The sequence below is a fragment of the Bradyrhizobium sp. SZCCHNR1051 genome, assembly GCF_032489615.1.
GTDB lineage: Bacteria > Pseudomonadota > Alphaproteobacteria > Rhizobiales > Xanthobacteraceae > Bradyrhizobium.
In genome coordinates this window covers 42,518-56,177 of the sequence record NZ_JAUEYJ010000013.1, presented here as the reverse complement: position 1 = coordinate 56,177, position 13,660 = coordinate 42,518, and the positions used below count along the sequence as shown (strand labels likewise).

At 64.6% G+C, this 13,660-nt stretch carries 9 protein-coding genes; 6 read left to right on the top strand and 3 right to left on the bottom strand.

All coding sequences use genetic code 11. The features are described from left to right. Positions 1-9: 9 nt before the first annotated feature. The 3 genes from QW868_RS17350 to QW868_RS17340 form a co-directional block, all read right to left on the bottom strand. A complete protein-coding gene (locus QW868_RS17350) occupies positions 10-1,548 on the bottom strand; it encodes a SpoVR family protein (protein WP_315738648.1) in 1,539 nt (512 codons plus the stop codon). Then, a complete protein-coding gene (locus QW868_RS17345) occupies positions 1,545-2,822 on the bottom strand; it encodes a YeaH/YhbH family protein (protein ID WP_315782020.1) in 1,278 nt (425 codons plus the stop codon). The genes QW868_RS17350 and QW868_RS17345 overlap by 4 nt, the downstream gene beginning before the upstream one ends. 224 nt (positions 2,823-3,046) lie before the next feature. Next, a complete protein-coding gene (locus QW868_RS17340) occupies positions 3,047-4,990 on the bottom strand; it encodes a PrkA family serine protein kinase (protein WP_315738651.1) in 1,944 nt (647 codons plus the stop codon). A 1,135-nt stretch (positions 4,991-6,125) separates the two neighbouring features. Here QW868_RS17340 and QW868_RS17335 point away from each other — a divergent pair. The 6 genes from QW868_RS17335 to QW868_RS17310 are packed head-to-tail and all read left to right on the top strand — an operon-like array spanning position 6,126 to position 13,657. After that, positions 6,126-8,972: a bifunctional transaldolase/phosoglucose isomerase gene (locus QW868_RS17335; protein WP_316231029.1), complete on the top strand. Its 2,847-nt coding sequence runs from the start codon at positions 6,126-6,128 to the stop codon at positions 8,970-8,972. A gap of 14 nt (positions 8,973-8,986) precedes the next feature. Continuing rightward, positions 8,987-10,024 carry a phosphogluconate dehydrogenase (NAD(+)-dependent, decarboxylating) gene (gnd, locus tag QW868_RS17330; protein WP_316231028.1) on the top strand — a complete coding sequence of 346 codons (1,038 nt, stop codon included), beginning with the start codon at positions 8,987-8,989 and terminating at the stop codon, positions 10,022-10,024. Further along, positions 10,021-11,544, top strand: a complete 1,524-nt coding sequence (zwf, locus tag QW868_RS17325) for a glucose-6-phosphate dehydrogenase (protein WP_316231027.1) — start codon at positions 10,021-10,023, stop codon at positions 11,542-11,544. Before gnd ends, zwf begins: the two co-directional genes overlap by 4 nt. A 2-nt stretch (positions 11,545-11,546) precedes the next feature. Continuing rightward, on the top strand, positions 11,547-12,296 hold the full coding sequence (gene pgl, locus QW868_RS17320) for a 6-phosphogluconolactonase (RefSeq protein WP_316231026.1): 750 nt from the start codon (positions 11,547-11,549) through the stop codon (positions 12,294-12,296). Beyond that, on the top strand, positions 12,283-12,813 hold the full coding sequence (locus QW868_RS17315; RefSeq protein WP_316231025.1) for a gluconokinase: 531 nt from the start codon (positions 12,283-12,285) through the stop codon (positions 12,811-12,813). The genes pgl and QW868_RS17315 overlap by 14 nt, the downstream gene beginning before the upstream one ends. Positions 12,814-12,832: 19 nt before the next feature. Next, positions 12,833-13,657, top strand: a complete 825-nt coding sequence (locus QW868_RS17310; protein ID WP_315738656.1) for an HAD family hydrolase — start codon at positions 12,833-12,835, stop codon at positions 13,655-13,657. The last annotated feature ends 3 nt before the right edge of the window (positions 13,658-13,660 follow it).

The window sequence follows — 13,660 nt, the reverse complement described above, 5'->3', positions numbered from 1 at the left end:
GCGGCCGCGCTAGGCGGCCGCCGGTTGTATCCGGGGATTGAGCACGTACTCCTTCAGCACCTTGTCGGTGGCGGCATCGACTTCCACCAGCGACACGTCGTAGCTCCAGAGATCGGCGAGATGCTGCAGCACGCGCTTGGTGTCGGTCTCGCTGAGCTGGGCCCCCTTCACCACGGTATGCCGCAGCATCAGGCGGCGGTCGCCGGCGAGATCGACATCGACCACCTCGATGTTCGGATCGATGCAACCGACGTCGTACTGCTTGGACAGCTCGCGGCGGACGCGGCGATAGCCGCGCTCGTCATGAATGGCGTCGACGAGGATGCCGGCGCGCTCGGCCGGATCGTCATGCAGATGGAAAAGTCTGAGCTGTCGGATCAGGTTGGGGCTGAGGAACTGGCTGATGAAGCTCTCGTCGCGATAATTGGCCCAGACGTCGCGCAGCACCGCCATCTCGTCGCCGGTGCCGGCGATGTCCGGAAACCACTCGCGGTCCTCGTCGGTCGGGTCCTTCACGATGCGCTCGATGTCCTGCATGATCGCAAAGCCGAGCGCGTAAGGGTTGAATCCGGAGAAGCGCGGATCGTCGAACTCCGGCTGGAAGACGACGTTGGTGTGCGACTGCAGGAACTCCAGGAAGTTGCCGTCGGTGAGGCGGCCATCCTGGTGCAGCCGGTTCATGATGCGATAATGCACATAGGTCGCGGTGCCCTCGTTCATGACCTTGGTCTGGCCCTGCGGATAGAAGTATTGCGCGATGTGGCGGACGATGCGCAGCAATTCGCGCTGCCACATCGCCAGCCGCGGCGCGGTCTTCTCCAGGAAATAAAGCAGGTTCTCCTGCGGGAGGCCGAGCAGCGCGCGGCGCCGCTCGACGTTCAGCATCGCATTGGTCTTGACCGGGCCGGTCGGCACCGTACGCCAGAGATCGTTGAACTGGCCTTCCTCGTAGAGCCTGCGCTTGCCGGCGCGCTTCTCCTCCTCGCGGAAGTCGAGCTTCTTCTTGCCGGGATAGCGGTCGACGCCGTGCGACATCAGCGCATGCGCTGCGTCCAGCGTATGCTCGACGGCGAGCCGGCCGTAGCGCTCCTCGCATTGCGCGATGTAGCCGCGGGCGAAATCGAGATAGTCGAGGATGCCGTCGGCGTCGGTCCACTGCTTGAACAGATAGTTGTTCTTGAAGAAATGGTTGTGGCCGAACGCGGCGTGCGCGATCACCAGCGTCTGCATCGTCGCCGTGTTCTCCTCCATCAGATAGGAGATGCAGGGCGAGGAGTTGATCACGATCTCATAGGCGAGGCCCATCAGGCCCTTGCGGTACGAGGCCTCGTGGTAGGCGAAGTGCTTTCCGAACGACCAGTGCTTGTAGAACAGGGGCATGCCGACCGAGGAATAGGCGTCGAGCATCTGCTCGGCCGTGATCACCTCGATCTGGTTGGGATAGGTGTCGAGCCCAAGCTCCTTCTCGGCGACGGCTTCGCAGGCATCGTGGATGCGCTGCAGGGTGAGGAAATTCCAATCCGCGCCCTCGAACAGCAACCCGCTCATGACGCCGCCCTCTCCTGCGTGGTGCCGCGACGCTGAAACAGGTCGTGGAACACCGGGAAGATCTCGCTGCGGTCACGCACCTTGCGCATCGACAGCGGCTCGCCATCGGCGCGCAGCCGCTCATACAGCGACCACAGCGCGGAGTCCGGCATCTCGAACGAATAGGTGCCGGATTCGCCGACCTCGAGATAGGCGAAGAACTGCGACACCGGCAGGATGTTGTCGGTCAAGAGACGGGCGACGTTCTCGGAGTCCGAAGTGGCGTTGTCGCCGTCGGAGGCCTGCGCCGCGTAGATGTTCCAGTCCGAGGGGCGGAAGCGCGAGCGGACGATGTCGTGCATGCATTGCAGGGCGCTCGACACCAAGGTGCCGCCGGATGCCGGCCCATAGAAGAAGGTCTGCTCGTCGACCTCCTCGGCGCGATCGGTATGACGGATGAAGACGATCTCGACATGACGGTAGCGCCGGGTCAGGAACACGTAGAGCAGCATGTAGAACCGCTTGGCGAGGTCCTTCATGTGCTCCGACATCGAGCCGGACACGTCCATCAGGCAGAACATCACGGCCTGCGCGATCGGCTTGGGCACGGCCTCGAAGCGGCGGTAGCGGATGTCGATCGGATCGATGAAGGGGATGCGCTTGGCCTTGGCCTTCAGGGCTTCGAGCTCGGCCAGCAGCGCGGCACGCTTGTCGTCGTCGGTCTCCTGCTCCAGCTGGGCCTCGAGCTCGGCAATCGCTTCCGGCCGCGGACGGCGCAGCGCGACGCGGCGGGCCAAGGCGCGGGTGACGGTGCGGCTGATCGAGATGTTGGCCGGTGAGCCCGACGTCGAGTAGCCGGCACGCACCAGCCCCTCGCTCTCGGCCTCGGCGAATTTGCGCTTGGCGAGATCAGGCAGCTCGAGATCGTCGAGGAAGAGATTGACGAACTCCTCCTTGCTCAGCACGAAGCGGAACGCGTCCTCGCTGTCGCCCTGCCCCGGTGCCGACTTGCGGCCGCTGCCGTCGCCGGAGCGCGGCAGGATGTCGCCTTCGACGAACTTCTTGTTGCCGGGCAGCACCATGTCGCGGGTGCCGCCCTCGCGGCGGAAGCGCGGCTCGTCCATGCCGTCGAGCGGGATCGAGACTTCGCCGCCCTCCAGCACGTCCTTGATGTCGCGGTCCTGCGAGGTCTTCTTGACCGCTCCCTGAACCAGGGCCTTGGCGCGGCGCAAAAATCGCTGGCGATTTTCGAGACTTTTGCCGCCCGGATTCAGGCGCCGATCAATGATGTGCATGACCACGTTCCATACGCCTCCTGCTGCAGCGGCTTCGACTCCTGCTCTCCCCCGCCGCGATGCCGCGGTGCAGTATCGGACCCGACACTGCAACGGCACCCTCTGCCTGTCCGACGCCTCCCAGCGAAGCTCAGCGTCGAACGTTCATCTCGTTCGTAACCCTGGCGCCGACGTCAGACCGATGGCCTGCCGCACCTGCAGTGAACATCGGCGCCGGACCACGATCAACCCGCCTGCTTCACGCGCATGTACCACTCGACCAGCCGACGGACCTGCCGCTCGGTGTAGCCGCGTTCGACCATGCGCGCGACGAAGTCGTCGTGCTTCTTCTCGGTCTCGCCGTCCTTCTTGGTACCGAACGAGATGACCGGAAGCAGATCCTCGACCTGCGAGAATATCCTCTTTTCGATGACTTCGCGGATCTTTTCGTAGGAGGTCCAGGACGGATTTTTGCCTCCATTCTGGGCTCGGGAGCGCAGCGAGAACTTGACAACCTCGTTGCGGAAGTCCTTCGGGTTGGCGATCCCGGCCGGCTTCTCGATCTTGGTCAGCTCCTGGTTCAACAGCTCGCGATTGAGCAGCTGTCCCGTATCGGGATCCTTGAAGTCTTGATCCTCGATCCAGGCGTCGGCGTAGTCGACGTAGCGATCGAACAGGTTCTGGCCGTAATCGGAGTAGGATTCGAGATAGGCCTTCTGGATCTCGTGGCCGATGAACTCGGCGTAGCGCGGCGCGAGATCCGCCTTGATGAATTCGAGGTATCGTTTCTCGAGCTCCTCGGGCAGTTGCTCGCGCTTGATCGACTGCTCCAGCACGTACATCAGATGCACGGCGTCGGCCGATACTTCCGCCGTATCGTGATTGTAGGTCGCAGCCAGCACCTTGAAGGCAAAGCGGGTGGAGATGCCGTCCATGCCCTCGTCGACGCCGGCAGCATCGCGATATTCCTGCACGCTGCGCGCCTTCGGATCGGACTCCTTGAGGCTCTCGCCGTCATAGACCCGCATCTTGGCATACAGCGTCGAGTTCTCGTGCTTGCGCAGGCGCGACATCACCGAGAAGCGGGCGAGCGTGTCCAAGGTCGCCGGCGCGCAGGGCGCGGTGGAGAGCTCGGAGCCCTGGATCAGCTTCTCGTAGATCTTGCGCTCCTCGGTGACGCGCAGGCAGTACGGCACCTTGATGACGCAGATGCGGTCGATGAAGGCCTCGTTGTTCTTGTTGGTCTTGAAGCTCTGCCACTCCGACTCGTTGGAGTGGGCGAGGATCACGCCGTTGTAGGGAATGGCGCCGATGTTCTCGGTGCCGATATAGTTGCCTTCCTGCGTCGCCGTCAGCAGCGGATGCAGCATCTTGATCGGCGCCTTGAACATCTCGACGAACTCGAGAATGCCCTGGTTGGCGCGGTTGAGACCGCCCGAATAGCTGTAGGCGTCGGGATCGTTTTGCGCGTAGGTCTCGAGCTTGCGGATATCGACCTTGCCGACCAGCGAGGAGATGTCCTGGTTGTTCTCGTCGCCGGGCTCGGTCTTGGCGATGCCGATCTGGCGCAGCCGCGACGGCTGGATCTTGGCGACGCGGAACTGTGAGATGTCGCCGCCGAAGGCTTCGAGCCGCTTGTAGCACCACGGGCTCATCAGGCCGGACAAACGGCGGCGCGGAATGCCGTATTTCTCCTCGAGCATCGGGCCCAGCGTGTCGGGATCGAACAGGCCGAGCGGCGACTCGAACACCGGGCTCAGCTCATCTCCGGCCTTGAGCACGTAGATCGGATGGGTTTCCATCAACTGCTTCAGCCGTTCGGCCAGCGACGACTTGCCGCCGCCGACCGGTCCGAGCAGATAGAGGATCTGCTTGCGCTCTTCGAGACCCTGCGCGGCGTGACGGAAGAAGCCGACGATGCGCTCGATCGTGTCCTCCATGCCGTAGAAGCCGGCGAATGCAGGATACAGGCGAACCGTCCGGTTCAAAAAAATACGGCCAAGGCGTGGGTCCTTGGCCGTGTCTATCATCTGAGGCTCGCCGATCGCAGCTAGTAGTCGTTCAGCGGCGTTCGCGTATCGCATCGGGTCGGTTCGACACGATTCTAGATATTCCTGCATCGACATGTCGGTCTGGCTGCGTGCCTCGAACGACCTTGCGAACGCGTTGAACAACGAATCGTTGTACATGATCCCTCTCCACGTAGGTTCCGCCGCACTGCTGCAACGGGCCGAGATCCAAGTACGTTCCTGCTGATCCCGAACCGACTCAGAGTGAAGCGCGCTAGCCCCCATTGGGCACCGTCTTCGTCCTTTTCCGCAACGCAAAGTGCATGCAGCATATGCCCTATCAACATGCACTTCGCTCAATAGTTCGGCAAAAGCCGGCCGACTCTCCCCATTTGTACCTCATTGTCTCTGCTTCGCAACATCCGCAATACCCCGGCACCGTAGTCTCCCTGCGCCGCACAAGGTGTTGTGAAGCCACGTGAACTGGTGGCGTGACAGCTCCAAAATCAGTCTCTCTTCCCGAAGTGAACCGCGAGTGAACGCAGCTCTTCTCGCGAGCGCTCCAGGCAGGGAACGTCTCACTCGCTGCGCGACCTGATGCGCGCCGGCCACGGCGGCCGACCAAACATGGGCCTGCGACCGCATCTGCCGCCGCTCATACAACGTCCTCGAGCGAGCGATGACCGCGCGCATCTCATAGGGCCGCGCGCACGCATGTTCGCCGCCAGATCCGAACGTCGTGAAATAACGCGCGGCCGAAGCCGGACGGATCACTCGATGCCGATCATTGCCATGATCACACGGCTGTTCGCCGCCGAGCGTCTGCAGCCGGAAAGCATCATGGGTTATACGCCGACACTCGTGAGGCGCTGCCGAGGCGACAACCGCGAGACGTTCGCCATGATCCGTTGCGTAGGGCACCATTCCCCAGAACACATGTGGCACCTTTCCAGCATTGCAAGCCGGAGAAGCTTTCGATCGACGGCATTTGCTTGCCTCCCGGGAGCCTCTCCGGCGCACGAGCGCTGCTGAGGTTGACGCAGGCCGAACGCCGACCGCGCTCTGGCGGCTCTGCCGCGCGCTTTGGCCGGAACGATCAGCGGCGGGCTTCGCGTCGCCTGCCGATCTCCCTCCGGACGCGCCCCGCCGGCACGTCACCCCGGCTCGAAGCTCTTGGGATTCCAGAGGGATCAATCCATTATGAATGGCGTTCTCCTGAGGGCTGGCGCATAGTTGTTCATGTGAGGTCCCTATCGACCTGGCAGCGGCCAGGCGGGAACCTAAAAAAGCAAGCCGACGCACATAGATAGGCATCATGAATCCGGTCAAAGCTCTCGAAGAACACGGCCAGGCGGTCTGGCTCGATTTCCTCGCACGCGGCTTCGTCGCCAAAGGCGACCTCAAGCGGCTGATCGATGAGGATGGCGTCAAGGGCGTCACCTCGAATCCCGCGATTTTCGAGAAGGCGATCGGCAGCTCCGACGAATATGACACACCGATCGCCACGGCGCTGAAGAACGGCGATCGATCGCCGACGCAGCTGTTCGAGGCCGTTGCCGTCGAGGACATCCAGAATGCCGCCGACGTGCTGCGGCCGGTCTACGACCGCTTCGATGGCAATGACGGCTTCGTCAGCCTCGAAGTCTCGCCCTATCTGGCGATGGACAGCAAGGGCACGATCGCCGAGGCCGAGCAGCTCTGGACGGCGGTCGACCGCAGGAATCTGATGATCAAGGTGCCGGCGACCGACGCCTGCCTGCCGGCCATCCAGCACCTGATCTCCAAGGGCATCAGCGTCAACATCACCTTGCTGTTTTCGCAAGATGTCTACCGGCAGGTTGCCGAAGCCTATATTGCCGGCCTCGAAGCCTACGTCGGCGCCGGCGGCGATCCGTCGCATGTCGCCAGCGTGGCCTCGTTCTTCGTCAGCCGCATCGACAGCGTGGTCGACAAGCAGCTGGACGAGAAGATCGCCCAGGCCAATGATCCGACCGAGAAGGAGCGGCTGGCCGCGCTCAAGGGCAGGATCGCCATCGCCAATGCAAAGATGGCGTATCAGGACTACAAGCAGCTGTTCGCCGGCGCGCGCTGGGAGCGGCTGGCCAAGCAAGGGGCCAAGCCGCAGCGGCTGCTCTGGGCCTCCACCGGCACCAAGAACAAGGACTACAGCGACGTCCTCTATGTCGAGGAGCTAATCGGGCCGAACACCGTCAACACCGTGCCGCCGGCCACGCTGGACGCCTTCCGTGATCACGGCAAGGTGCGCGACAGTCTGGAGGAAGACGTCGATGCCGCCCAGGCCGCCCTTGAGGATCTGGCGAAGACCGGCATCTCGCTCGACGACATCACCGCAGATCTCGTGATCGACGGCGTCAAGCAGTTCGCGGACGCCGCCGACAAGCTCTATGGCGCGGTTGCGCACAAGCGCGCCGTCGTGCTCGGGACCGGGCTTGGGCAGCAGTCGATCACGGTTGCTGCTGATCTGCAGAAGAAGGTCGCCTCCGCCACCGAGGACTGGCGCAAGGACGCCAGGATCCGCCGGCTCTGGCACAAGGACGCGACGGTCTGGACCGGCCGTGACGAGCACAAATGGCTGGGCTGGCTGACCAGCGCGGAGAAGGCCGACATCGCCGATTACGAGGACTACGCGCAGCGGGTGAAGGGACAGAAATTCTCCGACGCCGTGGTCCTCGGCATGGGCGGCTCCAGCCTCGGGCCGGAAGTGCTGGCCGAAACGTTCCCGCGCAGGGCCGGCTTCCCCAAGCTGCATGTGCTCGACTCCACCGATCCGGCGCAGGTGCGCGCGATGGAGAAGGCGATCGACATCGCCAGGACGGTGTTCATCGTCTCCTCCAAGTCGGGCGGCACCACCGAGCCGAACGCGATGAAGGACTATTTCTTTGCGCGCGTCTCCGATGCGATCGGGCCCAAGAAGGCCGGACATCGCTTCATTGCCGTGACCGATCCCGGCTCGTCGCTGGAGAAGGCGGCCCGCGCGCAAGGCTTCGCCCGCATCTTCCACGGCGAGCCGAGCATCGGCGGCCGCTATTCGGTGCTGTCGCCGTTCGGCCTGGTGCCGGCCGCCACCGCCGGCATCGACGTGCGCAGGCTGATCACGCAGGCGCTGTCCATGGTGCGCTCCTGCGGGCCCGACGTGCCGCCGCTACAGAACCCGGGTGTGCAGCTCGGTCTGGCGATGGGCCTTGCCGGCCTCGAAGGCCGCGACAAGGTGACGATCTTCGCCTCGCCCAAGATCGCCGATTTCGGCGCCTGGGCCGAGCAGTTGATCGCGGAGTCCACGGGCAAGGAAGGCAAGGGCCTGATCCCGATCGATGGCGAACCAGTCACCTCGCCCGAGGTCTACGGTCATGATCGCTTCTTCATCGACATCAAGATCGACGGCGACGAGGTGGCGGGCCATGAAGCGAAGCTCGCCGCGATCGAGGACGCCGGTCATCCCGTCGTGCGCATCGTCATGAAGTCGATCGACCAGATCGGGCAGGAATTCTTCCGCTTCGAGATGGCGACCGCCGTCGCCGGCGCCGTGCTCGGCATCAACCCGTTCGACCAGCCGGACGTCGAATCGGCCAAGATCAAGACCCGCGAACTGACCGCGGCGTTCGAGCAAAGCGGCGCACTGCCGGCGGAGGAGCCCGTCGTATCGATCAAGGGCTGCGAGCTCTACACCGATGCGCAGAACGTCGAGAGCCTGCGCGGGCATGGCGCCGACGGCACGCTCGCGTCCTGGCTGAAGGCGCATCTCGGCCGCGCCGGCGACGGCGACTACATCGCCCTGCTCGGCTATATCGACCGCAATGCAGGCAATATCGACACGCTGCAGCGGATCCGGCTGAGGCTGCGCGATGCCAAGCACCTCGCCACCTGCGCCGAATTCGGTCCGCGCTTCCTGCACTCGACCGGCCAGGCCTACAAGGGCGGTCCGGACAGCGGCGTGTTTCTCCAGATCACCGCCGACGATGCCGAGGATCTGCCGATCCCCGGGCAGAAGGCGAGCTTCGGCGTGATCAAGGCGGCGCAGGCGCGCGGCGATTTCGACGTGCTCACCGAGCGCGGGCGCCGGGCTCTTCGGGTCCATCTCAAGGGCAATCTGAAATCGGGCCTGAAGATGCTCGACAGCGCGATCAGCGAAGCGCTGAGCTAGGAAGGGCCTCGTCGATGCAGCTTGGAATGATCGGTCTCGGGCGGATGGGCGGCAACATCGTGCGCCGCCTGATGCGCGCGGGGCACTCCTGCGTGGTCTATGATCGCGACGCAAAGGCCGTGGCCGCGCTGGTCTCCGAAGGCGCCACCGGCGCCGCGAGCCTCGAGGAGTTCGTCGGCAAGCTCGCCCCCCCGCGGCACGCATGGATCATGCTGCCGGCCGGCAAGATCACGGAAGCCACCGTCGAGCAGCTCACCGGGCTGATGACCCGAGACGATGTCATCATCGACGGCGGCAACAGTTTTTGGCAGGACGACGTCCGCCGCGGCAAGGCGCTGAAGGAGCGCGGTCTGCACTACGTCGACGTCGGCACCTCCGGCGGGGTCTGGGGCCTCGATCGCGGCTACTGCATGATGATTGGCGGCGACAAGCCGGTCGTCGACCGGCTCGATCCGATCTTCGCCGCGCTCGCGCCTGGGATCGGCGACATCCCACGCACACCGGGCCGTGATGGCCGCGACCTGCGCGTCGAGCAGGGCTATCTGCATGCCGGTCCGGTGGGCGCCGGGCACTTCGTCAAGATGATCCACAACGGCATCGAATATGGCCTGATGCAGGCCTATGCCGAGGGCTTCGACATCCTCAGGAATGCGAACAGCGCGGCGCTGCCGCAGGCGCACCGCTTCGACTTCGATCTCGCAGATATCGCCGAGGTGTGGCGCCGCGGCAGCGTCATTCCGTCCTGGCTGCTCGACCTCACCGCGAGCGCGCTGGCGCGGCAGCCCGGTCTGGAGAAATATTCCGGCTATGTCGAGGATTCCGGCGAGGGCCGCTGGACCGTGAATGCGGCGATCGACGAGGCGGTGCCGGCCGAGGTGTTGACCGCCGCCTTGTTCGCCCGTTTCCGCTCGCGCCAGGAGCACACCTTCGCGGAGAAGATTCTCTCGGCAATGCGCGAAGGCTTCGGCGGACACAAGGAGCCCGAACAGCACCCAGACCCGGCGCGCCAGAGCGCGCCCGAGATCGTCAAGCCGAAGGCGGACCGCGCGTGACCGCCCACCGTTCGCATCAGCCGCAACACCAGAAGCCTGACGCCTGCGCCTTCGTCCTCTTCGGCGTGACCGGCGACCTGACGCATCGGCTGGTCCTGCCATCGCTTTACAATCTGGCCGCCAATCATCTGCTGCCCGACAGGCTCTGCATCGTCGGCATTGCCCGCAAGGGCATGTCGAGCGAGCAACTGCGCGACAATCTGATGGAGGGCCTGCGCAAATACGCGACGCGCCCGATCGAGGACGAGATCGCCCAGCGACTGCTGCAATGCGTGACCGCGATCGAGGCCGATCCGAAGGAGCCGGAAAGCTTCGATCAGTTGAAGGCGAAGCTGGAAAAGCTGGAAGCCGCGCGGGAGACCCACGGCAATCGGCTGTTCTATCTCGCGACGCCGCCGAGCGCCTTTGCGCCGATCGCGCAACAGCTCGGGCGCGTCGGGTTGCTGCGGGAGGACGGCAAGGCTTGGCGCCGCCTCGTGGTGGAAAAGCCGTTCGGCACCGACCTCGCCTCGGCCAAGAAGCTGAACGACGAGCTGCTGCAGCTCGTGACGGAGCACCAGATCTACCGGATCGATCATTACCTCGGCAAGGAGACGGTGCAGAACATCCTGGTGCTGCGTTTCGCCAATGGCATGTTCGAACCGATCTGGAACAGGCATCACATCGACCATGTCCAGATCACCGTCGAGGAGAAGCTCGGCGTCGGCACGCGTGGCAGCTTCTACGACGCGACCGGCGCGCTGCGCGACATGGTCCCCAACCATCTATTCCAATTGCTGTCGCTGGTGGCGATGGAGCCGCCGGCGCGGTTCGATGCGCATACCGTCCGCTCCGAGAAGGCGGAGGTGCTGTCGGCGATCCAGCCGTTGAGCGAACGGGAGGCGCTGCTCAACTCGGTGCGCGGCCAGTACACGGCCGGCATGATCGGCGACGCCGAGCTGCCCGACTATGTCAGGAGCAAGGACGTCCACCCCGACAGCACCACCGAGACCTATGCCGCCTTCAAGCTCACGATCGACAATTGGCGCTGGGCCGGCGTTCCGTTCTATCTGCGCACCGGCAAGGCGCTCGGCGCCAAGCGCACCGAGGTCGCGATCAAGTTCCGCCAGGCGCCGTTCGCGATGTTCAGTTGCACGCCGATCGAAACCCTGGCCGAAAACTATCTGGTCATCGGCATCGAGCCGACCCAGAGCATCACGCTGCAGTTCAACACCAAGGTACCCGGCCCCACCATCCGCACCGACGGCGTGCAGATGAAGTTCAACTACAAGGACTATTTCCAGGCTGAGCCGGCCACCGGCTACGAGACGCTGATCTATGACTGCATGATCGGCGACAACATCCTGTTCCAGCGCGCCGACAGCGTCGAAGCCGGCTGGAAGGCCGTCGAGCCGTTCATCGGGGCGTGGAAGAAGGCTGGCCGCGATGGCCTGCATTCCTACGCGGCCGGCAGCGAGGGACCTGAGGCGGCGGCCAATCTCCTGGCCCGCGACGGCCGCAGCTGGCGCAAGCTGGTTTAGCCGTGGCCGGGCCGCAGGACCGCAAGCTCGTGCGCGTCGCCGACCGGGCGACGATGGCGAGGGTCGCGGCCGAACATCTCCTGGCTCGGACTGATACCAATCCGGGACGCGTGGCCATCTGTCTCACCGGGGGATCGAGCCCGAGGCAGCTCTATGAGCTGCTGGCGACGGACGCTTATCGTGAACGGATTCCATGGCCGCGCGTCCACTGGTTCATCGGTGACGAGCGATATGTTCCGCCCGGCGATTCCCTGCACAACATGACCACGGCACGTCACGTGTTCCTCGATGCCTGCGCGCCGGCCGCGAACATCCACCCGATCGCGACCGATGGGTCGGACCCGGAGGCCATTGCCCGCGACTATCAGCGCACGCTGGAAGCGTTCTACGGCGCCGCGCGGCTCGACTCCGGGCGGCCACTGTTCGACCTCGTGCTGCTCGGCATCGGTCCCGACGGCCATGTCGCGTCGCTATTTCCCGGCTTTCCCGCAATCGACGTCACCGATCGCTGGGTTGTCGGCGTCGACAAGGCCCACGTCGCACCCTTCGTGCCGCGGATCAGCCTGACCTTGCCTGCGCTCGCCTCCTGCCGAACCATGCTGTTCGAGGTCGCCGGTGCCGACAAGCGCGCGGTCATGGCGCGGGTACTGGCCGGTGAGGACCTGCCCGCCAATCGCGCCCGCTCGATTCAGGAGACGATCCTGCTCATCGACAGCGAGGCCTGGCCGGAGGGGCAAAGTGGCGAGATCTGACCTGCCCCATGCGCTCGTCATTATGGGCGTGTCCGGCTCCGGCAAGAGCACGATCGGGCAAGCATTGGGCCAGCGCCTCGGCTGGCGCTTCGAGGATGGCGACAGCTTTCACCCGCCCGCGAACGTCGTCAAGATGAGCGCCGGCCACCCGCTCACGGACGAGGATCGCTGGCCCTGGCTGCAGGCCATTGCGGCGGAGATCGCGCGTTGCCGTACTGCGGGCCAGCACATCATCATCGCCTGCTCTGCGCTCAAGAAGGCCTATCGCGACATCCTCGTCGGCGGCCGCAACGATGTCCGCATGGTCTATCTCCAAGGCAGTCAGGAGCTGATCGGCGAGCGGATGAGCCATCGCGAGGGGCACTTCATGCCGCCGGGCCTGCTCGCCAGCCAGTTCGCCACCCTGGAACCACCTGGGGCCGCCGAGCATCCCATCACCGTCTCGGTCGACGCGCCGGTCGCGGCGATCGTGGACGACATCATGCAACAGCTTCACGCCGGTCGGCGCTGCTCCTGACCGCGAACAGGAAGGGCTCATGACCCGCATCGCTCTCGTCGTATCCGACGTCGACGGCACGCTGCTGACCAAGGACAAGGTTCTGACCGAGCGGGCCGCGAAGGTGGCGCGACGGCTGCACGAATGCGGCGTCGCCTTCACGCTCACCTCGAGCCGCCCGGCGATCGGCATGCGCTTTCTGATCGAGCCGCTGCAGATCAGCCTTCCGGTCGGCCCGTTCAACGGCAGCTCGATCATCGGCGCCGACATGCGCCCGCTCGAGCAGAGCCTGATCCCGCCCGCGGCCGCCGCGCGCTGCGTCGATCTTCTCCATCAATCCGGCGTCGACATCTGGGTCTTCACCAATGATGCCTGGCTGACGCGCAATCCGGACGGCGAGTACGTCCCGAACGAGCGGCGCGCCATTCGCGCGGAGCCGACGATCGTCGACGATTTCTCCCCCTATCTGTCGAACGCCTGCAAGATCGTCGGCGCCAGCAGCGATTTCGAGCTGCTGGCGCGCTGTGAGAGCCAGATGCAGCAGGCATTGGGGGCGGAAGCGACCGCTGTCCGCTCGCAGAGCTACTATCTCGACATCACGCCGCCAGGCCGCAACAAGGGCACCTTCGTCAAAGCGATGGCCCAGCGGCTCGGTATCCCGCTCGACCAGGTCGCGACCATCGGCGACATGCATAATGACGTCGCGATGTTCGAGGTGAGCGGCTTGTCGATCGCCATGGGCAACGCCAGTGACGAGGTGAAGAGCAAAGCCAAGCGCATCACCACGTCCAATCAGGACGAAGGCTTTGCCAATGCGATGGAGATGATCCTGGCAGAGAACGCGCAAGGCTCATCCGCAAGCTGACAC